18 protein-coding genes are annotated in these 20,799 nt (G+C 50.4%); 11 read left to right on the forward strand and 7 right to left on the reverse strand.

All coding sequences use genetic code 11. The features are described 5' to 3' along the window. Positions 1 to 258 precede the first annotated feature (258 nt). The 3 genes from V3O24_RS14300 to V3O24_RS14310 all read left to right on the forward strand — a co-directional run bounded on the left by V3O24_RS14300 (position 259) and on the right by V3O24_RS14310 (position 3,887). Entirely contained in the window at positions 259 to 1,146 is an 888-nt protein-coding gene (locus tag V3O24_RS14300) for a GDSL-type esterase/lipase family protein (RefSeq protein ID WP_331307741.1), read from the forward strand. A gap of 12 nt (positions 1,147 to 1,158) precedes the next feature. Beyond that, a complete protein-coding gene (locus V3O24_RS14305) occupies positions 1,159 to 2,556 on the forward strand; it encodes an MBOAT family O-acyltransferase (RefSeq protein WP_331307742.1) in 1,398 nt (465 codons plus the stop codon). Positions 2,557 to 2,711: 155 nt separating this feature from the next. After that, complete coding sequence (locus V3O24_RS14310) at positions 2,712 to 3,887, forward strand: hypothetical protein (RefSeq protein ID WP_104422170.1); 1,176 nt, start codon at positions 2,712 to 2,714, stop codon at positions 3,885 to 3,887. A 158-nt stretch (positions 3,888 to 4,045) separates the two neighbouring features. On the opposite strand, the gene V3O24_RS14315 is transcribed toward V3O24_RS14310, so the two are convergent. From V3O24_RS14315 to V3O24_RS14335, 5 genes are all read right to left on the reverse strand, one after another. Continuing rightward, entirely contained in the window at positions 4,046 to 4,183 is a 138-nt protein-coding gene (locus V3O24_RS14315) for a hypothetical protein (protein ID WP_181049810.1), read from the reverse strand. 150 nt (positions 4,184 to 4,333) lie between these two features. Next, a complete protein-coding gene (locus tag V3O24_RS14320; RefSeq protein ID WP_331307743.1) occupies positions 4,334 to 6,418 on the reverse strand; it encodes an EAL domain-containing protein in 2,085 nt (694 codons plus the stop codon). Continuing rightward, a complete protein-coding gene (locus V3O24_RS14325) occupies positions 6,415 to 6,987 on the reverse strand; it encodes a chemotaxis protein CheB (RefSeq protein WP_331307744.1) in 573 nt (190 codons plus the stop codon). Before V3O24_RS14325 ends, V3O24_RS14320 begins: the two co-directional genes overlap by 4 nt. Next, positions 6,980 to 7,840 (reverse strand): CheR family methyltransferase, encoded by an 861-nt coding sequence (locus V3O24_RS14330; protein ID WP_331307745.1) that lies wholly within the window; start codon positions 7,838 to 7,840, stop codon positions 6,980 to 6,982. The genes V3O24_RS14325 and V3O24_RS14330 overlap by 8 nt, the downstream gene beginning before the upstream one ends. Then, the gene (locus V3O24_RS14335) at positions 7,840 to 12,453 is read right to left on the reverse strand and encodes a response regulator (protein ID WP_331307746.1); all 4,614 of its coding nucleotides are present in this window, start codon (positions 12,451 to 12,453) and stop codon (positions 7,840 to 7,842) included. The genes V3O24_RS14330 and V3O24_RS14335 overlap by 1 nt, the downstream gene beginning before the upstream one ends. Positions 12,454 to 12,803: 350 nt before the next feature. Between V3O24_RS14335 and V3O24_RS14340 the strand changes: the two genes are divergently transcribed. Beyond that, on the forward strand, positions 12,804 to 13,562 hold the full coding sequence (locus V3O24_RS14340; RefSeq protein WP_331307747.1) for a hypothetical protein: 759 nt from the start codon (positions 12,804 to 12,806) through the stop codon (positions 13,560 to 13,562). A gap of 62 nt (positions 13,563 to 13,624) precedes the next feature. Here the strand turns inward: V3O24_RS14340 and V3O24_RS14345 are convergent, their stop codons facing one another. Further along, complete coding sequence (locus V3O24_RS14345) at positions 13,625 to 14,143, reverse strand: GNAT family N-acetyltransferase (RefSeq protein WP_331307748.1); 519 nt, start codon at positions 14,141 to 14,143, stop codon at positions 13,625 to 13,627. After that, entirely contained in the window at positions 14,140 to 14,985 is an 846-nt protein-coding gene (locus tag V3O24_RS14350; RefSeq protein ID WP_104422176.1) for an aldo/keto reductase, read from the reverse strand. Before V3O24_RS14350 ends, V3O24_RS14345 begins: the two co-directional genes overlap by 4 nt. Positions 14,986 to 15,354: 369 nt before the next feature. Here V3O24_RS14350 and V3O24_RS14355 point away from each other — a divergent pair, with 369 nt between their 5' ends. The 7 genes from V3O24_RS14355 (at position 15,355) to V3O24_RS14385 (ending at position 20,715) form a co-directional block, all read left to right on the forward strand. After that, on the forward strand, positions 15,355 to 15,513 hold the full coding sequence (locus V3O24_RS14355) for a lipoprotein (protein WP_181049811.1): 159 nt from the start codon (positions 15,355 to 15,357) through the stop codon (positions 15,511 to 15,513). A 1-nt stretch (position 15,514) separates the two neighbouring features. Continuing rightward, on the forward strand, positions 15,515 to 16,786 hold the full coding sequence (gene lysA / locus V3O24_RS14360) for a diaminopimelate decarboxylase (protein WP_331307749.1): 1,272 nt from the start codon (positions 15,515 to 15,517) through the stop codon (positions 16,784 to 16,786). Between the two features lie 38 nt (positions 16,787 to 16,824). Continuing rightward, positions 16,825 to 17,652 (forward strand): diaminopimelate epimerase, encoded by an 828-nt coding sequence (gene dapF / locus V3O24_RS14365; protein WP_331307750.1) that lies wholly within the window; start codon positions 16,825 to 16,827, stop codon positions 17,650 to 17,652. After that, the gene (locus tag V3O24_RS14370) at positions 17,649 to 18,338 is read left to right on the forward strand and encodes a DUF484 family protein (protein WP_104422179.1); all 690 of its coding nucleotides are present in this window, start codon (positions 17,649 to 17,651) and stop codon (positions 18,336 to 18,338) included. Before dapF ends, V3O24_RS14370 begins: the two co-directional genes overlap by 4 nt. Position 18,339: 1 nt before the next feature. Then, positions 18,340 to 19,248, forward strand: a complete 909-nt coding sequence (gene xerC / locus V3O24_RS14375; protein ID WP_331307751.1) for a tyrosine recombinase XerC — start codon at positions 18,340 to 18,342, stop codon at positions 19,246 to 19,248. 122 nt (positions 19,249 to 19,370) lie between these two features. After that, on the forward strand, positions 19,371 to 20,396 hold the full coding sequence (locus V3O24_RS14380; RefSeq protein WP_104422181.1) for a DUF2333 family protein: 1,026 nt from the start codon (positions 19,371 to 19,373) through the stop codon (positions 20,394 to 20,396). A 4-nt stretch (positions 20,397 to 20,400) separates the two neighbouring features. Then, positions 20,401 to 20,715 carry a DUF4389 domain-containing protein gene (locus tag V3O24_RS14385; RefSeq protein WP_104422182.1) on the forward strand — a complete coding sequence of 105 codons (315 nt, stop codon included), beginning with the start codon at positions 20,401 to 20,403 and terminating at the stop codon, positions 20,713 to 20,715. Positions 20,716 to 20,799 lie beyond the last annotated feature (84 nt).

Consider the following 20,799-nt stretch of genomic DNA (forward strand, 5'->3'; position numbering starts at 1 on the left):
CTCCCGATAATGAAGACAATCAGATTACAAGCTCCGGCCGCACAGAGGAAATGTGCGCCCCCTATAAGCGCCTATATGTCGGACGCCAAGCACAATGAAGGTTTCTGAAGTAGGATATCCGGATTTATAACTCAAACTCTCCCGAAGGTTTTTATGCGGCAAGCTAGTAAAAAATTTCACTCGATTATTTTAGTCTGTCTTTCTCTGGCAATCTCACTAGGCCTCGCAGAAGGACTCCTGCGTATAAAGAACAGCTCAATGACCAACTACGATATCGAGATGTGGCGCTACGGCAAGGAGCTAAAAATCCGCCGTCCCGAGCCAATGCTTGACTTTGACCATGTTAAGTCGAAATCGGCAATACTGCAGAATGTCGAGATCCGGCTTAACGAGCATGGGTTGCGCGGCGGCCCGCTTTCCGCATTGCCGCCCGGCGGACGAAGAATCCTATTTCTAGGCGCCTCCATCACATTTGGCTGGGGGGTTCCTGAACAGGACACCGTCGAGGCAAAACTTGAGACGATGTTGAGCGCTATCGACAAGCAACCCGTGCAAGTGCTAAACGCCGGAGTCGGCAACTACAACACGGAACGCTACATTTCCCGTTTCTTTGATGAACTTACCGACCTGCATCCAACCGATATAGTCGTGCATTACTGCCTGCGCGACGCTGAAGACCTCCCTGCTGGCGGAGGTAATTTTCTGTTGCAGCACAGTGAACTGGCGGTGACTTTGTGGGGCGCTTATCACCGGGTATTCGAGAAGACGGGAGAGCAATCGATGGTGCAGTACTACCGTGATGTATATCAGCCGAATTCACCCGGCATGATCAAAATGAAGGAAAAGCTCAAGCAACTTTCGGACTATGCCAAGGCACACGGTATTCGCATATATCTGGCCATGACGCCAATCACATACAATTTAGTTGATTACAAGTTCGATTTTGCCCATGACATTATGAGACAAGTATCCGCCGAGTATGGCTACATTTATTGCGACCAACTGTCCACAATGAAAGGTATTCCGTCGAAAGATATTTGGGCGATGCCGACCGATCCGCACCCCAATGCACTAGGCCACCGGCTGATGGCTGAGGCAATCCTGCCAACGCTTTCCCAATCAGGCGACGCCTCGATCAACAAATAAACAGGAAAGGGAATGCTATTTAGTTCGCCGATATTTTTTGTATTTTTTTCCGTTTACTTCCTGCTCCACTTCGTCGTTCCCAAGCAATTTAGAATTTACCTGGTTATTCTTGGTAGCACGATCTTTTACGCATGGTGGCGAATCGAATACATATGGCTGCCTTACTTGTTGACGGCGATAGCCTATCTTGGCGTAATTTGGATGAATGGCGCTGCCAGTCCTGTCGCACGCAAACACCGGGCGGTTGCGACTATCATCGGTCTATTTTCACCACTCGTTTTCTACAAATACACGGATTTTTTCTTTAGGGAGCTGATCGGCCCGTTCGTTGGCATACACGACAGTTTGCTCAATCTGCCATTGCCGCTTGGCGTGTCTTTCGTCACTTTTACCCTCACGGCCTATGTAATCGATATTTACAAAGGCAGGTTTCCGGCAACGTCATCCGCGTCGACGGTACTCGCCTACGTCTTGTTCTTTCCGCACCTGATTGCCGGGCCGATTCTGCGCCCCGATGAACTGCTGCCGCAACTCGAACGGCAGCGCATTGCGACACTACGCCGGTTTGCCGTGCCGCTCGCTATTTTTTCGCTCGGTTTGGTAAAAAAGCTGGTTTTTGCGGATCAGGTCGGCTTCGCGGTCGATGATGTTTATAAACAGAATGGAATGCCGGGAGCGTTGGATGGGCTGCTGGCGATTTACGGTTTCTCGGTCCAAATATATTGCGACTTCAGCGGATATACTGACATGGCGATTGGACTTGCGCTCGCGCTAGGAATTCATCTGCCTAATAATTTCCGTCGCCCATACGCCGCGCGTTCGCTCAACGACTTATGGAGTCGATGGCATATTACGCTTTCATTCTGGTTTCGCGACTATCTTTTCCAGCCTCTCGGCGGCTACCGGCACGGACGGCTCAAGGCCGTCCGCAATGTGCTGGTTACCATGTTGTTAAGTGGTTTATGGCATGGTGCAAATTGGACTTTTTTGATTTGGGGCTTGTTGCACGGCATCGGCATATCAGTTAATTATTTGTTGAGACCCACCTTGCGCAGATTGCCATCCGGTAAAATGCCCGATTGGATTGGAGTGTTGCTGACATTTCATTTTTTCGCTTTTGCCGCGGTCTTTTTTCGTAGCCCGACTATTGCAAAAGCGTTAGACATTTGGGCGGCCCCCTTTATCGGCAGTTGGGGCGGAATTACTTCATTCGTCAACAATAATATTTTTCCGTTGCTGTTGATCTTAGTGTTCTTCGCGTTACACCGGTTTGACGACATCAGGCGGACCAAAATTGCGGTTTATTACGTGCGGCCTGAATTTATATGGACTGCGCTGGCTTTCTGTTGGCTTGTGGCGATCACAATAAGCCAGGGAAATACAGCGGCTTTTATCTATTTTGATTTCTGACGAATTGCGCCGCACATTGCTGGAAATGAGGCTTGCCCATAAATCCGCCTATTTTTCAAATGCGGCTTCAAAAACGGATATTAAACGCGGGTTAAACCGGCCGGAAAACCGACCCAACCGATAAATTTGAGGACGTGGCTTATGTGCAGGACGGCATGACCGGAGTCAAACGCTTTAAAGAACAATATCATACCTTACAAGAGAAAGTGACAGTGAAATTCAACAGAATAACCAATTTAATAATTGTCCTTGTGACTCTTGTAGCTACAACTTATTTAATAGAAGTATGTAGTCTGCTCATCATAAAAAAACTGCCGGTATATCAGTCCCGGTGGGTTTTCCGGGCAAACAAACCGCCGGCATATTCTGATTCGCCTTACTTTAACGAGGATTTTATTCATGAATCCGCTAACGGAGAAAGATCAAGGCTCGATGACAAGGTCCGTAGATTAATAAATTTTGAAGGCAAGTATATCAATGTGATTGACGGACACCGTCGCACTGCGTTTGTTCCGGAAAACGCGACAAATACTGTGCACATTTATGGCTCATCCACAATATACTCGCAGGAAGTCCCGGACGAATACACTATACCAAGCATAGTGCAGCGCAAAGTCAACGAAATTACGACTAAATATAAGGTCGTTAATTACGGTGCCGTATCAATGAACTCCGAGCAGCAACTTTATTTCTTACGCGAGACAAAACTAAAAGAAGGAGATATCGTAATATTTGTCGATGGCGGCCCCGATATTTTACATAACATATACAACGGTTACGAACATGGCGTCAACATAAACACTCTACAGAATTCACAAAAACCGGATATTCTTGGATCACAAATAGTGCCTGTTTTAGAGAAAGTAAAGCTAATAAATTTCGCCACATTGCTCAAATATATTAAGCAGAAGTCGCCTCCGCCAAATGCGCGTAATGCCGAAGAGATAAACGCAAGGGCGATTAAGGCAAGCGAGAATTTTGCCAATAACATTCGGTTAGCGCATCAATACAGCAAAATGTCGGGAGCTGATTTTTATCATTTTCTTCAACCATCCATCTTTTCGCTTAAATCGCGTACTAAACACGAGCAATTTCTTATTGATAACTTCTTGTTGACCCCTCCGGGGATCGAGCGGGTATTTAACTATAGCATTGACAAATTTGTCCGCCAGAGTAATGCATTGAACGCTCAAGGAGTTGTATCTATCGACTTGAGTAATGTTCTTGAAAACAGGCAAGGTGAAGTCTTTTTGGATTTTGCTCATACTACAGAGCGCGCAAATGAGGCCATTGCGATGGCCATTTTTTCAAACGTTGAATGGGCGCCATAATTTCTTGACCTGAACTCTGGATAAGTAGTCAGCCCTGAAAAAAGCCCCCAACCATGCCTACACTCCGACTCAGCCGGTAACAAGTTGTTAAGCGGAACCCAGCCGAAGCAGGGATGGTTTAACCGTTTTAACGATCAAAATCAGCGCAAAAAATAGCCTCATCCAAAGGCTTGATCCAGTTCGCGCCAAGACAGCACGCTGGCAAGGCGGAACAACGGATCATTGGGATCGAGTTGTTGCAGCAGATCGGTGCCGAATAAATTGGTCTGATGACCTGTATTGGAAGTAATCAACATTTTTCCAAGCTAAGCAAGCCGTCAGGCTCTACATCACTTTTTCCAATATCTCCAATCGCAAATCTGCAACTTTAGGCATCCTGAACTTCAACGCTTAAACACTGAAGATCCGCACGGGTTAAATCTGGCACAGAGAGTCTCCATCTTCCGTTACCCGTCCCGCTGTTGATCACGCAATAACCGGACAAACTCATGCGCAGGCACCGGTTTGCTTTTGATATATCCCTGATAGTTATCACAGCCTTTTTCCAGCAAAAATGCCAGTTGCTCAGGTGTTTCCACGCCTTCGGCCAATATCTTAAAGCCCAGGATGTGCCCCATCGCGATAATGGTTGAGGCAATTGCCATGTCGTCTTGCTGGTAAGGGATGTCATCGATAAAACTTTTATCGATTTTTAGCGTGGTGATCGGAAAATGTTTGAGATAGGCCAGCGACGAATAGCCTGTGCCGAAATCGTCAATTGCAATATGAACGCCTAGTTGACGCAGATTATCCAAAATAAATCGCGTTTTGTCTTGATTGTCCATCAGGCCGCTTTCGGTAAGCTCCAATTCCAAACAGTGCGCGGGAAACCGGGTGTCGTTCAGCACATCGGCAACCAGACTGATGATATTGCTATGCCGGAATTGGTGCGGAGAGACATTGACCGCCAAAACTAATGGGGGCAGACCGGCATCCAGCCATTGCCTGCCTTGGCGACATGCTTCACGCAGTATCCACGCCCCGATAATGTCAATAAGCCCTGTCTCTTCAGCGAAACCAATAAATTGCCCCGGCGAAGTAAATCCTTCTACGGGTTGCTGCCAGCGTATTAATGCTTCGGCTCCGATAATTTTATCGGTGGCGATATCCACTTGTGGTTGGTAATACACCAATAATTCTTCACGTTCAATAACACCTCGCAAGCGCGATTCCAGTTCGATGCGACTACGCGCCGCAATCGTTAAGTCTTCGGAAAAATAAGCAAAGCAATTGCGCCCACTGTCTTTCGCTTTATACAAGGCCGCATCGGCATGATCCATCAGTAACTGCGGCGTCGTGCCATGCTGTCCATACACGCTGATACCGATGCTGACGCCAATGCCCACTTCCTTATGTTCAAGAACCAAATAAAAAGGTTTGCTTAACGCAGTGATGATGTTTTCTGCGACATGGGCCGCGTCATCGGCATGGGTGATGTTTTCCAATAGCACGGTAAATTCATCGCCGCCCAAACGGGCAATCATGTCGGCAGTACGCAAACAATCCAATAGGCGGCGGGCAACTTGCTGTAACAGTTCGTCCCCTGCCAAATGCCCTAAACTGTCATTAACCGGCTTGAAGTTATCTAAATCCAGCATCATGACCGTCATAAGCTTGTTATCGCGCACGCACATTTCAATGCCGTGCTGCAAACGCTCTAACAACAAGCGGCGATTGGGCAATCCAGTCAGTGAATCATAAAACGCCAGTTGGTGAATTTGCGCTTCAGCCGATTTGTATTCAGTGATGTCGGTCATTGTGCCTATGTAATGGGTGATGACCCCATTGTTTTTAACCGGCGTGATACTCAACCATTCGGGATAGATCTCGCCGTTTTTACGCCTGTTCCAGATTTCACCTTGCCATGCGCCCAAATTGTGAATGCTCTGCCACATGGCCCGATAAAAATCGGTGTCGTGACGGCCCGACTTGAGAATGCTGGGATTTTTACCGATGGCTTCTTCGGCACTGTAGCTGGTCATTTCAGAAAAGGCTTTATTGACCCGGACAATGATGTTGTCGGCATTGGAAATCACAATGCCTTGTTGCGATTCAAAGACTGAGGCGGCCAGCGCGAGTGCGGCATTATTTTCCTGTAGTTGTTGATATTGCCAATAAAGCCGTAGAAACACATGGACTTTGGCTTTCAAAATATGATCGTCCAGGGGTTTGGTAAGATAGTCCGTCGCCCCCGCACTATAGCCGCGCCTCTTATCGCTGTTTTCTTTATAGGCGGCTGTCAAAAAAATCACCGGCGTGTCGGCGGTGCGGGCATCGGCTCGTAGTTGTTCACAGACTTCATAGCCGTCCATTTCGGGCATTTGCACATCGAGTAAAACCAGGGCGTACTCGGTTTCAATGGCCATCGTCAACGCATCAAAACCGTTATCCGCTTCGTGCAGCTCGGCATCTATGCCTTTCAAAATGGTGCGTATGGCAAGACGATTGTTTGGGTTATCGTCGACAATCAGAATTTTGGCTTTTCCTGTCATAATTTTTCGTCCACTGAAACCAACAGACTGATAATGTCCTCTATGCCGGCAATATAATCCACATCGACTTGCCGAATGACGGCATTAGGCATGGTGGAAAATTCCGCGTCGAGTGGATTCAACACCATACACAAACCGCCCAGTTGTTTGACGGCCGCCATGCCATCTGCGCCGTCAGAGTTCGCACCACTGAGTATGACGGCGATTAAACCGCTTTCAAACACTTCCGCAGCGCTTTTGAATAGCACGTCAATACTGGGACGCACGGATTTTACGGGTTCGTCTTCTGACAAGGAGAAAGTAAACTGGCTGTCTTTCTCAACCAGCAGATGATAATCGGGCGGGGCGACATAAACATGCCCGGCGACAATAGGCTGTTTGTCTCTTGCCGTCGTCACCGGCAAGTCGGTTACCGCATCCAGCAGTTGCGCAAAATTACTTTCGTAACCTTGAGGCAGATGCGCCACGATCGCAACCGCCAAGGAATAGTCTTTAGGTAAGGCAGCCAATACCTGCTTTACAAGCGGCATACCGCCTGCCGATAAACCTATGACCAACATTTTATACATCAAGAGTACCAATAAGTTTACGGTATAGCTGTAATGAACAATCCAGCAGTTCCAGCTGCGGGTGTTTTTCCGCCAAATCTACAATATTTTCGCCGCGTCCCAACAGTAAATAACCGCCGCGCTCCAGGCTGCGCGTCAGCAAGTTGACAACCTGTTCTTGTAAGCTATTGCCAAAATACAGCAAAACATTACGACAGGCCACTAACTGCATTTCTTTAAAAACATCGTCAATAACTAAATTATGTTGGATAAACTCTATCGGCTGTTTAAATTCATCGCGAATAATAATGTCATTATTGTTTTCGATAAAAAAATCGGCAAATACTCCGCTGCCGCCGGCGCGCGCATAATTGTCGCTCCATGGTTGTTTGTACCGTGCCGGCCAACACCCCTTCTGCGCGTTATCGAGAAATAGCGGATTAATATCGGAGCTGAAAATACGGCTTCTTTTTAACAAGCCTGATTCATGCAGCAGAATGGCCAGGCTGTAGGCTTCCTGTCCGTAGCCGCAACCCGCTTGCCAGATGTTGATGCGCGGAAAACTGGCGAGTTGCGGCAAAATAGTGGTGCGCAAATAATACCAGACGCCAGGATCGCGAAAAAATTCCGAGGTCGGCACGGAAATACTGTTGATGACGGTTTGCGCCACCTTCTCGTCATGCAGCAGTATCGGTATCAGTTGAGATAACTGCCCGACATCAAACTCATGCGTCAATGCTAACAAACGACGTTTCAGTGACGCTCTGGCGTAGCCGGAGAAGTCATAACCGTAGCGTTCTTTAAGCGCACTCAACAACAGGCTTACTTCCACATCCTCGATGTGGTGGTTTTTCCATTTGATTAAAACAGTCATCACAGCGTGCTGATCAGTTCGATTAAGGCATTAACATCGACGGGTTTGGCTAGATATGCATTCGCGCCCGCCTGCAGGCACAGCGCGTCGTCGCCTTGCATCGCTTTGGCGGTGATCGCGATGATCGGCAATTTGTCGTAATCTAAAGCGCGAACACGGCGTATCAGCTCATAACCATCGACTTGCGGCATCATGATGTCGGTCAACAAGACGTCAAAAGTTGTTTGCGCCAACAGTTCCAACGCCTTTATGCTGTCAGGCGCGACCTCAACCGTAAAGCCTTTGCTTTTTAACACCTTGGTGAGAGCATAAAGATTGCGCGCGTCATCATCGACCAGCAGTAATTTTTTGCCTATGGCCTGTTCCGAACCTGCCGTAGCGGGTCCCTCAGCATAGCGTAAGGCATATAGCACTTCCTCACGCAAACGGTCGCTTAACGCATCCTTAGTCACGATGCTCTCGGTCACGCCTTTCAATTCGAACACTTCGTTTTCGGTTAATTCGCGTGCCGAGTAGATAATGATAGGCGGCGGATTCAAATGATGTTGTGCTTGTTTTAGCCACTCAAAACCGGTCATGTCGGGTAGTTGCAGATCGAGAATGACCACATCGAAACGTTGTGATTGCAAGAGTTGCAACGCCACACTGCCGGTTTCAGCGGCAACGATGTCTCTCCCGGTATCTTTCAGCAGCTTTTCGACAAATGTTCTATCGATCGGATTGTCTTCAATCAGTAAAATCTGCTGCACAGCGGCATCTTGCGTCGCTTGCGTCATCGTTTTCAGTGCATTGATGATGGTATCGCGGGTGACGGGTTTTTCCAAAAAGCCCAGAGCGCCCAAGCTTTTAGCTTCTCCGGTATCGACCGCACCCGACATAATAAACACGGGAATCCTGGCGGTAGCCTCGCCGGCTTTTAACAGCCGCAACAATTCCATGCCGCTCATGCCGGGTAAGCCCAGATCGAGAAAAATCCCGCTAAGCGGTGTTTCAGCAAGTGCCGATAACGCTTGCTCGGCCGATTCGACGGCTACCGGGGTAAAACCTAATGTGGCAATCATGCGCCCCAGAATAGCCAACAAGCGGGTATCATCCTCCACCAACAGAATATTGCCGCCCGCAGCCGGAGTGACTGCGGCAATTGCTGAAGATACCGGCGCGGGCTTATATGATTCGGCCTGAGATTCAGGCTGCAACAGTTTGCTCAGGCGTATAAAAAACCGGCTGCCCTGCCCTATCGCACTGGTAACGGTAAGTTCCCCGCCCAGCAAATTGGTCAAATTACGGCTGATCGCCAGCCCCAAGCCGGAACCGCCATACTTGCGGCTGGTTGAGCCGTCTAATTGTTGAAATGCGCCAAAAATATGTTCCAGTTTATCGGGGGGAATGCCTATGCCGGTATCAACCACTTCGATCTGCAAATCGTCATCGATTTTGCTGACCAGAACCTTTACCGAGCCTGCGTCGGTGAACTTAATGGCATTGGTCAGCAGGTTCGACAGCACCTGCGTCAGCCGTTGCCTGTCGGTATAAATGGTTTCGGGCAGGTCAGCGGCGAGCTCTATCGCGAACGACAACTGTTTTATTTCCGCTTGCGGTAAAAAAACGCGCCGTATATAAGCCGCCATGTCATTCAAGGAAAAGGATTCTTTTACCAGCTCCAGTTTTCCCGCTTCGATTTTTGACAGGTCGAGAATATCGTTAATCAAGGTTAATAGTTGTGTGCCGCTTTCGCTGATAACCCCGGCCGATTCGACCTGATCGGCGGAAAGGTTGTGTTCGTCATTTTCCGCCAAACTCTTGGACAAAATCAAAATACTGTTTAACGGTGTCCGCAATTCGTGCGACATATTGGCTAAAAATTCCGATTTATATTGATTAGCTTGTTGCAGCTGCTCGGCTTTTGCATTGACTTCGGCGAGGACCTCTTTCAGTTGCTTGCTTTGCGTTTCCAGCAATTGATTTTTCTCCAAGGTTTCTTCTTGTTGAGCGCGTAACTCCTCTTGGCTGGATTTCAGTTCTTCATTCTGCGATCTCATTTCCTCCGATTGACTGCGCAACTCTTCGGTGATCGATTGCATTTCAGCGTTGCTTTGTAACAAAGACTGTTGCTGTTCGAGCATGATTTGATCCGCTTTCTTTTTATCGGTGATGTCGCGGGCGGCGGCAAAAATCCCCGCCACCTCGCCTTGGCTGTCGCGGTAGACGCTGGCGTTATACAGCACATCGGTAATTTTGCCCGAAACATGACGAATGGCCAGTGAATAATCGGTGACAAAACCTTTGGAGAACACCTGCTTATAACCGGCACGCGCTTCATCGGGCTCGGTGAAATAATCGCAAAAATCGCTACCGATCAGTTGGTCGCGCCTTACGCCGGTGACTTTCTCGGTCGCCGCGTTCACATCCATGATTTTGCCGTCCACACCGATAGTGACCAAAGGATCAAGACTGGCTTCAATCAAACTACGCGCATAACTGGAGCTGGCCCGTAATTCGGTGACGTCGCGGGCGGCGGCAAAAATACCCGCCACCTCGCCTTGGCTGTCGCGGTAAACGCTGGCGTTATACAGCACATCGGTGATTTTGCCGGTAGTGTGCCGAATGGCCAGCGGATAATCGGTAACGAAGCCTTTGGAAAACACTTGTTGATAACCGGCGCGCGCTTCATCCGGCTCGGTGAAATAATCGCAAAAATCGCTACCGATCAGTTGGCCGCGCGCTACGCCGGTCACTCTTTCGGTCGCCGCATTCACATCCATGATTTTGCCGTCGATACCGATAGTGACCAGAGGATCGAGACTGGCTTCAATTAAACTGCGCGCATAACCCGAACTGGCGCGCAGCTCGGCGGCCTGTTTACTGGTCTCCGCCAACAGCAGGGAATTATGTTCGGCCGCTTGCAAATTGGCGAATTGCAAGCCCAAGGCCGCGGAGGCGGCTTTCAAAAATGCGTGTTGTTTAGCCTGCAATGAGCCCGTCGCGGCCAGTTCCAGCACCGCCAACACTTCATTTTTATGAACAATCGGATAAATGATCAGTTCATGCGGGGCAAATTCCGCCAAGCCGGTGCTGATAATCGTTAAACCGGCGGGCACCGGCGACAGCACCAAGGCCTGATTGCTTTTCGCGCACTGCCCCAATAAACCTACGCCCGGCTCAAATGAAGTCTCGGCTTGATTACTGCGCGCCAGGCCATGAGTGCTGATGCGTTGATAACACCCATTGTCCAATAAATAAACCGCGCCAACGGGGACGTCCAACAAATCGCAGATTAAATGCAAAACCCGTTCCGCCGCCTTGTTGACTGATTTTTCCGCCGACACCGCACTGGTCAATAAGGTGACATTTTCACTGAGCCAGTGCTCCTGTTCCACTTGTTGAACAATGGTATAAAAGGTCTCTGCCGCTTTGGCAATCTCGCCGATTTCGTCGCTGCGATTTAATTCGGGTACCTTGACTTGTTCGCCCTTCGCCAAACGCGTCAGTGCATCAGTAATGCGGATCAAAGGCCGCGTTATAGTGCGCCCGCCCCATACCCCCAAACTCACCGCAAGTAGAATCAAAACCCCCGTGATAAACAATAACGTGCGCTGGATATGATAGTATTCGCGCAATACCTCAGCGTGTTCGATTTTAGTGATAATCCCCCATAGCGCCTTATCGCCCAGCGCGTTGGCAAAGGGGATAAACGGTTTAACCCTCGCTATCACTTCAATACCGCGATAATCCGGCACGATCAGGGTCGCGGTTGTTCCTGCCAATACCGTATCTGCGGGCTTGGCTTTAATCTGTCTTTTTAATATGGTGCTTTCCTTGCTGAAACGGGAATCGGTCAGCATCCAGCTGTCCTTGCCGACCACAATGACCTCGCCGGTTTCACCCAGGCCTGTTTTGTCTATCATCAACTCGCTCATCCCGGCGATGGGCAATTGAATAGCCACCACGCCTAAAAACTGTTGTTTTTCCTTATCGAATATCGGCATAGCAACAAAACTGGCCGGCCGCATGTTGTTGGCCGCATATTGCGAATAATCGGCAAAACCGAGTTGCCCTGGAATAGCATCATGCAGCAACGGCGTGACCGCCCGCGCCAATCCCGAATCCCGCCAAGGGCCGGTGTGTAAATTGGTGGCGAAATCGGCTTCTTTTTTTAGACTGAACACCACATTACCCTGGGCATCGATCAAAAACATATCGTTCCAACCGTAGGCGTCATAGCGACGGTTAAAGAATTCCACAACGGTGCGTTGCAGCTTATCGTAAGCTGCAAGTGAAGCCGGTTTTTGCCCGTCCTGACCGCGTCCTGCCGCCAGGTAATTTTGTTGTAACAGCACTTGAGCATTGTCGCCCACGTTGTGAAATTCCGCGCTCAATTGGCCTAACAAGCCGGCCGTAGTCGATTCGGCCGCCAAAACGGCCATTTGTGCCTGTAGCGTCTCTGCCCAACGGCTCAACGCGCTGTATCGGGCTTCCGATATCGCCGCCAATTTTTCCTTTGCCGCTGTTTCCACGACATCCCGCGTCAAATACGAGGTGACGAGCAAGGCAATGACCATCGTGAACGTGGTCTTGGATAACATTAACAACAATAGTCGGGCTTGGATCTTCACGCGCTTACCTAATTTTCAACGACGGTTCTAAAAATAAGATAACTATAGACGATGTATCGTTGCTTCGATATGAAAATGCGCAACATAAACCCGCTGGGAACGGCATGAATCAGAGGGCCGGGTTTTGTAACCCCGACCCTTACGTTTTGTTATATCTGTGCCTAATGGCTATACTTCACCATCGTAAAGCCTTTCAAACGGGAGACGCTCTCCTAAGCGAGCGTAGCTCGTGGATGCAATAAACGAAGCGCATTGCTCCTAATCCGGTGGAACAAACTTATCCACATCCTTTTCTGCGCCGGGATGCTCGTTTGCCTGGTTGGGGACCTATTAATTCGGAGATGTAATAAATGATACTGTTCTTGCTTGAGTTGCCGATTGTGGTGATGGCGTTGTTGATAATCGGAACGACGGTTGCCTTGGCTTGGTTGATTGTTGAAATAGTCCACCGAACTCATTTGGCGAAACTAAAACCGTCCTTTCGCAACATGCTGCCGCCGTTGGGCGGCGCCATGATGGCCGGCTATGTGATTTTTTCCGCCCTGGTCGCCAACACCATCTGGCATGAAAAGGAATTCGCCGAGCAAGCCGTGCATCAGGAAGCACGCTCGCTCAGCTTTGCGGCCAAAATGGTTGACGCACAACGTTATCCCGAATTCGGCCTGGCGATTGCCAGCTACGCCAAGACAGTAACGCAGCAAGAATGGCAATCTATGTCGGATGGGATCGAAAATACCGGCGCCCAGCAGATCCTCGATAACTTGCACCAGACTGTGTTGACCGGCTTGCCCGGCCTGCCGGAGGAAATACGCAGGTCTCTGACAGCCACCTTGAAAGATGTCGAAATAGCACGGCAAAACCGGCTGATGGCCGCGACCGATATTATTCCCGGCGAAATATGGGTGACCGTGGTAATGACCGCGCTGGTGGTGCTGACCTTTTCGGCATTCGCCCACCAACATGATCTGGTTGCAGCCCGCATTATGGCCAGCCTGTTCGGAGTGATGATCGGATCAATGATGTTTTCGATCATCGCCGTCGATCGCCCTTTTATCGGCAAGGTTGCGATTTCGAATGCAGCGATGATCAAACTATGGGAAAACCGCTGAGACAAGGCCGCCCAATGAACCAAATAGCCGGCATTCGTAAAGGGTGCGCGGTGGCCCTACCGCTACAGAATCTTTTCCAATATCTCCAAGCGTAAATCTGTAACTTTAGGCGTCCATAGCCCGGGATTCACCGGAAATGCTTTGCTTACCCCGGTGCGCCGGTAACCGCGCCGCTGGTAAAATGCGATCAGTTCGTTCCTGCATGCGATCACGGTCATAACCGCTTTATTGACGGCCCAGGTTTCCTGCGCGGCCAGCTCCGCGGCTGCCAACAACTGCTTGCCGATGTCCCGTTCCTGCAATGCGGGGCTTACTGCCAGCATGCCGAGGCAAACCTGCTCCGCCTGTTTCTGCAAATGCACCGAGCCGATCAGTTCCGCTTCAGCCTTGCACAGCAGAAACATCGAGTCTTCACTCGAGATCAAGCGCAGGATCTCTTCAGTATCGGTTCTTAGTCCGGCCAGTAAATCGGCTTCCGTGGTCCAGCCTTGTCTGCTGGACTCGCCGCGATAAGCCGAGTTAACCAGAGCGGCAATCGGCCCGGCATCGTGTTTTTCCGCCCTGAACATCGAGTAAATCAAAGCAATGTCTCCACCGCGTCGCATTCACCTTCGGCCAGTTCAAAGTCAAATAGCGCCAAGTCTTCGCGCATGTGGATTTCCGATGTGGTCCCGGTTAACGGAATAATGCCGATCTGGCTCAAATAGCGGAAAAATATCTGGGCGGCGCTACGCCGGTATTTCACCGCCAGAGCTTTCAGCGTAGGATGAGACAGGACACCGGGATTGGCGGTCAGCGTCCAGAAACTTTGGTAAATGACCCCGTGTTCCCGGCAAAAATTGCGGATAGCCCGGTCGTACCCGGTCTCCGCATAAAAACGGTTCTGGATAACGGCCGGTTTGATCTCGGCATCCCGATACAACCGCTCAAACTGCCCAAAATCGTAGCAATTGCTGATTCCCAACTGTTTGACACCGCCGCTGTGAACGATCTGCTCCATCGCCCGCCATGCTTCCATTGTCTGCGGTGGATTTGCCAGCGGCGAGTGCAGCACCAGGCAATCCAGATAAGTGGTTTGCAGGTTTTTCAGCGAAGCTTGGAATGATTGCGCCACTTGCCCGCCGAGACCGGCGTTCGGATCATAAGGCACGCTCATCGGATCCTGGCCGCTAAGCGGCGTGAATTTGCTTTGCAGATAAAGCTCGCTGCGGTCTATTCCTCGGTGCAGGCAGGCGGCCACGCCGTCCCCGACACCCGCCTCGTTGTAATGCTTGGGTTGGCAGGCGGTATCGATACCGCGAAAACCCAAGCCGATAGCCTGTTCCACCAACGCTGCCGTTGCGTCTTTCTTCCAGGCCGTACCGTAAATAATCCGGGGCATCTGTACGCCGCAAGCGGACGTTAAAAAATCTTTAGGGTTCATAAGCGCTCCAAGGAAAATGTTGGACTCCGATTATCCTCGCACATTAAAGTGCTCCGGGCTACTGCCCGTCTCGTCTTTGACCGCCCGACCCCGCCAACCCGCGACAGGCTAAAATATTGGCTGGCAAAAGTTACGGCAATTCCGCACTGGCAAGCCTAATTTGCATAGGAAATAGTCCCGATAATTTTAAGCGGCGGGAATCGCTGCCCCATTCAGTTTAAGGCTATACCACCCGTCTGATTAGGGAAACCCGTAACTGTCAGCATTTCTGATGCCTTTTCTTGCAATTCGGCTTATTATATCGGCCATTCTTGCCATGGGGCTCCAGTGCGCCTCATGCTTACCAAAAATGATTTATGATAATGCGCTATGAAACCTTATAAATTATTACTGCTTGTGCTGCTAAACTCGTTTGTTGCAGGCTGCGGACAGCCCGGCCCGCTTTATTTGCCGGGACAAGCAGCGCCGATTCATGTAGAACCGGAACCAGCGCCCGAACCGGAAACCAAGCCCGAAAAAAAGAAATAACATGGATCATTTTAATTACCGAAACGGCGAGCTTTTCGCCGAAGACATCGCCGTTCAGGACATCGTCTATAAATACGGCAGCCCTTGCTACATCTATTCAAGAGCTACGCTGGAGCGGCACTGGAAGGCTTTCGATCAGGCTTTTGGCGAGCACGCGCATTTAATCTGTTACGCCGTCAAGGCTAATTCCAATATTGCGATACTCAATCTGCTGGCCCGTTTAGGCTCAGGTTTCGACATCGTCTCTCTGGGCGAATTGGAACGGGTGCTTAAGGCCGGCGGTGATCCTAAAAAAATCGTGTTTTCCGGCGTCGGCAAACGCGAGGATGAAATTCTGGCGGCGTTAAAGATCGGCATCCGCTGTTTTAATATCGAAGTCAGCGGCGAACTGGACCGGATTAACCTTCTGGCCGGACAACTGGGCGTTATCGCGCCGGTGTCTTTTCGGGTAAACCCCGATGTCGACGCCAAAACCCATCCTTATATTTCTACCGGTTTAAAGGAAAACAAGTTCGGCATAGACATTCAACAGGCTTTGACTGAATATCGCCGCGCAGCGGCCATGCCGTATATCAACGTGATCGGCATAGACTGCCATATCGGTTCGCAACTGACCGAAACCCGGCCGTTCCTGGACGCGCTGGATAAAATTCTCGATCTGGTCGCGACACTAAAAGCCGAAGGCATTAACCTGCATCACCTGGATCTGGGCGGGGGCTTGGGCATTTGCTATAAAGATGAACAGCCGCCGGAACCTGCCGAATATATTCAGGCGGTTTTGGCGCGGCTTGGCAAAACCTGTCCTGAGTCTGTCGAATGGACAGGCTTTGAAATCTTACTGGAGCCTGGTCGCGCTATCGTCGGCAATGCCGGTATCCTGGTGACTCAGGTTGAATATCTTAAACCGACTGCCCATAAAAATTTCGCGATCGTCGATGCGGCCATGAATGACCTGGTGCGCCCCTCTTTATACAGCGCCTGGCAGAACATCATCCCGGTAAACCTGCAAAGTAACGCCGAGGAAACAACCTGGGATATTGTCGGCCCGGTCTGCGAAACCGGCGACTTTTTGGGCAAAGACCGCCCGCTTAAGATTGCTCCGGGCGATTTGCTGGCGATACGCTCATCCGGCGCCTATGGCTTTACCATGAGTTCAAATTATAATTCCAGGCCGCGTCTGGCTGAGCTGATGGTTGATGGAAGCAGCCTGCACTTGATCAGGGAAAGGGAAACCATTGCGCAGCTTTGGGCCGGCGAACATTTGTTACCGTAGCGCTTTAAAACTCACTTACCTAAATAAACACCGACTAAATGATCAACTTCACTAAAATGCACGGCCTCGGCAATGATTTCGTGGTCATTGACGCGATCAATCAGCAGGTAGCTTTAACGCCTGAGACAATCCAGCTGCTGTCCGACCGGCACTTCGGCATAGGCTTTGATCAGCTGTTACTGGTCGAAAAACCGGTCAGCGCCAACGCCGATTTCAAATACCGTATTTTTAACGCGGACGGTGGCGAAGTCGCCCAATGCGGCAACGGCGCACGCTGTTTTGCCCGTTTTGTCCGCGATAAAAAGCTGTCGGCCAAAGATGAAATCCGCGTCGATACCAATTCAGGCCAACTATTGCTGCGTTTTGACGACGATAACCTGGTCACTGTCGATATGGGCGTACCCCGGCACGCCCCCGCCCAAATTCCGCTGCTGGCGGAAGAAGAATCCCGCTTCTATACCGTACTGGTTAACGGCACTGAAAAAGCCTTCGGCGCCGTTTCGATGGGCAATCCGCACGCCGTCATTCAAGTCACGGACATTAAAACCGCGCCGGTAGCCGAATTGGGCAAAGCCCTGGAAAGCCATGCGTTTTTCCCGGAACGGGTCAATGTCGGCTTCATGCAGGTCGTCGATCGCCAGCACATTAAGCTGCGCGTATTTGAGCGCGGCGCCGCGGAAACTCTCGCTTGCGGCAGCGGCGCTTGCGCCGCCGTGGTCATCGGCATTGAACACAATCTGCTGGATCACACCGTCAGCGTCGAGCTACCCGGCGGCACACTGACCATCAGCTGGCCGGGCCGCGATCAACCGGTTTTAATGACGGGACCTGCCATTTCTGTTTTTGAAGGACAAATAACCTTATGAGCGAACAACCCGCTGAACTCACGTCAGCCCAAGTTGAAGACTATCTGCGCAAACATCCCGAGTTTTTCCACGAACATTTGAATTTGCTGGAGCACATGAGTATTCCTCATCCTACCGGCAGCGCCGTCTCGCTGATCTCAAAGCAGTTGGAGCTGTTCAGAAGCCGGCATCATGACATGGAAAACCAGCTCACCGCGCTGATAGAAATCGCCAGGGATAACGATACCTCTCTGAACCGCATGCACAAACTTACTCTGGCGCTGTTGGACGCGACAACGCTGGAAGAGGCCGTCGCCAATCTCGATACCGTGCTGTCGGAATATTTCTTAATCGACTTTGTTGCGGTGCGCATCATCAAACACAATCCAGACACCGCTCTTAGCAATCTCTTTATTGAACCGGACAGCAAGGACCTGGAACCGTTCGCCAACGAACTGGCCGGCAACCAGCCCAAATGCGGCCGCCCGACGATGGCTCAGGCCAGAGTATTGTTCGGCGAATCGGCGTTCGAAGTGAAATCCTGCGCGATCATTCCGATGGCGTTTACCGAATTGGAAGGCATTTTAGCCATCGGCAGCCGCGAAGAAGGCCGCTTCCATTACAGCATGGGCAACCTGTTCTTGAATCAAATGAGCGAAATCATCGGCACCCGGCTGATCACTTTATTGCAGGAGCGGAATCCTTAACATGCATCCCGATGCCGAGCTTATGCTGGCTGACTTTTTCAAGCAACTCACCGTCGAAGTTCGCGCCTCGGAACACACCGTAAAAAGTTACCGGCGGGATATTCAACACCTGTCCCGCTATTGCAAAGATAAAGCCATCAGCCAGTGGGCCGACCTGAAACTCACGGACATTCGCGCCCACATAGCAGGAAGACACCGCAAAGGCCTGAGCAGCAAAAGCCTGCAACGCGAGCTGTCCGCTATTCGCAGTTTTTATAATTACCTGTTAAAACAAGGTCAGACCAGCGTCAATCCCGCCCAGCATATTCAAGCGCCCAAACAAGCCAGAAAGCTGCCAAAAACGCTGGATGTCGATCAATTATCCGGTTTGCTGGATGCCGGAACCAGCTCGCTGCTCGAAATCCGCGACTTGGCCATGTTCGAATTATTCTATTCGTCCGGCCTGCGGCTGAGTGAGCTGTCGGCACTAGACTTGACCGACCTGGACTTGCCGGACAGTACGCTGACTGTACGCCTAGGCAAAGGCGGTAAATCGAGAATATTGCCGGTAGGCGGCAAAGCCGTTACCGCTATCGAAAACTGGCTACAGCAACGCGCCGTAAAAATTCCTGCCGCCGAGCCTGCGTTATTTGTTTCAGCGCACGGAATCCGGCTCGGCCAACGCAATATTGAATTAAGACTGAAACGGTGGTGTATAAAAAAAGGCATTGCCGAACATATACATCCGCACATGCTGAGACATTCTTTCGCCAGCCATTTACTTGAATCCAGCCAGGACTTAAGAGCCGTTCAGGAACTGCTCGGACACAGCAATATCAGCACGACCCAGATATACACCCACCTGGACTTTCAACATCTGGCTGAAATCTATGATAAAGCGCACCCGAGAGCCAAAAAAAAACCGTTATAGCGGCTTGCGCCATAAGCACATAAGCAAAAAACCTGCTACCATGTAGCCAATTTTTCATATAAAAATGCAATAAGGGCGAAATATTTTTTGACCCTCGGAAACCTCTTTACGGGACATCGAAAATGGCGGCAAACGATACACTGAACGACATAAAATCTAAAGGAATACTCTGGGGCTTTGGCGTTTTCATCCTCATCGTACTCATCATCCTGTTCTTTCTGGGCGCCTGGTGGGGCAGGGAACCGGATCAGTTTAATGTGATGGATGAAGCCGTAAAGCGCGCCGAAGAAACCCACTCCACCGAAAGCATACCTGTCGGTTATGTCTATACCAACACCCTGGCCCATATCGCCGAGGTCCTGCTGCATAAAAGCGGCGGTTATATTACTAACGACGTCGCCCCTCCCGGCGTGTTTCTGGACAACATTTCCAACTGGGAATACGGCGCATTGGTCATGCTGCGCGACGCCACCTCGGCATTAAGAAACCACTTTGCCAGAGATCAGTCCCAATCGGCCGAAGATCCTGATCTGGCGATTGCGGAACCTTATTTTTACTACGAAAACGACTCTTGGGCTTTGCCGTCAACCGAAGCCGAATATGAAAAAGGCGTCGAGGCTCTGCATAAATATATGGAGCGCCTGCAAAAATACGGCGGCCCCATCAAAAGAGCGCAATTTTATTCCCGGGCCGACAATTTGTGGCAATACACCGAGGTTGTGATCAAGCGCCTGGGCGGACTTTCCACCCGCTTGACCGCGAACAGCGCCGGCGGCAACTACGGCCCCGGACTCACCGAACTTGAGAAAGAAGCAGCCGATGAAAAAGGCACCTCCGTAGCTAAAGTAGGCTGGTTGGAGATTGACGACGTTTTCTATGAAGCGCGCGGTGCAAGCTGGGCGTTATTGCATATCCTCAGGGCGGTCAAACATGATTTTGAGGATATTTTGCTGGACAAACGGGCCATGCGTACCGTTGACATCATGATTAAGGCGCTGGAAAACGCCCTGACCCCTATTTTAAGCCCGATGATTTTAAACGGTAGCGGTTACGGTCTTTTCGCCAACTACTCCCTGTCCATGGCAAATTATATCGCTCGCTGCAATGCGGCGGCGCTTGATTTGCGCGACATTATGAACCGAGGTTAAGACGATGGACGAACAGATCAACTACAACCTGACGCAACTTGGCACCTGGAAAAGAATCTTCTTCATGCTGGTTTTTGCGGCTATCGGCGGACTGGTCAGGATGCTGCTTTGGGCCGTTATCCTATTGCAGGTGGCGTCAACGCTGCTTACCGGAAAAGCCAACATCAACATCCTTAATTTCGGGCGCAGCCTGTCGATTTACACGTACCATATTTTGCTGTTCCTGACGTTCAATACCGAAGTCATGCCCTTTCCTTTCTCCGACTGGAACATGACCGCGGAACTGAACTTGCCGGAATCGAAAGACTCCGCAAAATAATCCAGTGGCTAGAAAAATACGACTGCATGGATGCAGGAGCTAGAGCAACGCAGGAGCAGTTGCCGAGAACACGGATGACACGGA

The sequence above is a fragment of the Methylobacter sp. Wu8 genome, assembly GCF_036440755.1.
Taxonomy (GTDB): Bacteria; Pseudomonadota; Gammaproteobacteria; order Methylococcales; family Methylomonadaceae; genus Methylobacter_A; species Methylobacter_A tundripaludum_A.

What these genes read in the sequence shown, in the direction of transcription:
- V3O24_RS14385 (WP_104422182.1), top strand. Translation starts at nt 20,401, where the DNA reads ATGGACGAACAGATCAACTACAACCTGACGCAACTTGGCACCTGGAAA.
- V3O24_RS14330 (WP_331307745.1), bottom strand. Translation starts at nt 7,840, where the DNA reads ATGACTGTTTTAATCAAATGGAAAAACCACCACATCGAGGATGTGGAA.
- V3O24_RS14370 (WP_104422179.1), top strand. Translation starts at nt 17,649, where the DNA reads ATGAGCGAACAACCCGCTGAACTCACGTCAGCCCAAGTTGAAGACTAT.
- V3O24_RS14380 (WP_104422181.1), top strand. Translation starts at nt 19,371, where the DNA reads ATGGCGGCAAACGATACACTGAACGACATAAAATCTAAAGGAATACTC.
- V3O24_RS14320 (WP_331307743.1), bottom strand. Translation starts at nt 6,418, where the DNA reads ATGACAGGAAAAGCCAAAATTCTGATTGTCGACGATAACCCAAACAAT.
- V3O24_RS14350 (WP_104422176.1), bottom strand. Translation starts at nt 14,985, where the DNA reads ATGAACCCTAAAGATTTTTTAACGTCCGCTTGCGGCGTACAGATGCCC.
- xerC (WP_331307751.1), top strand. Translation starts at nt 18,340, where the DNA reads ATGCATCCCGATGCCGAGCTTATGCTGGCTGACTTTTTCAAGCAACTC.
- V3O24_RS14300 (WP_331307741.1), top strand. Translation starts at nt 259, where the DNA reads ATGACCAACTACGATATCGAGATGTGGCGCTACGGCAAGGAGCTAAAA.
- dapF (WP_331307750.1), top strand. Translation starts at nt 16,825, where the DNA reads ATGATCAACTTCACTAAAATGCACGGCCTCGGCAATGATTTCGTGGTC.
- V3O24_RS14315 (WP_181049810.1), bottom strand. Translation starts at nt 4,183, where the DNA reads ATGTTGATTACTTCCAATACAGGTCATCAGACCAATTTATTCGGCACC.
- V3O24_RS14325 (WP_331307744.1), bottom strand. Translation starts at nt 6,987, where the DNA reads ATGTATAAAATGTTGGTCATAGGTTTATCGGCAGGCGGTATGCCGCTT.
- V3O24_RS14305 (WP_331307742.1), top strand. Translation starts at nt 1,159, where the DNA reads ATGCTATTTAGTTCGCCGATATTTTTTGTATTTTTTTCCGTTTACTTC.
- V3O24_RS14340 (WP_331307747.1), top strand. Translation starts at nt 12,804, where the DNA reads ATGATACTGTTCTTGCTTGAGTTGCCGATTGTGGTGATGGCGTTGTTG.
- V3O24_RS14355 (WP_181049811.1), top strand. Translation starts at nt 15,355, where the DNA reads ATGAAACCTTATAAATTATTACTGCTTGTGCTGCTAAACTCGTTTGTT.
- V3O24_RS14310 (WP_104422170.1), top strand. Translation starts at nt 2,712, where the DNA reads ATGACCGGAGTCAAACGCTTTAAAGAACAATATCATACCTTACAAGAG.
- lysA (WP_331307749.1), top strand. Translation starts at nt 15,515, where the DNA reads ATGGATCATTTTAATTACCGAAACGGCGAGCTTTTCGCCGAAGACATC.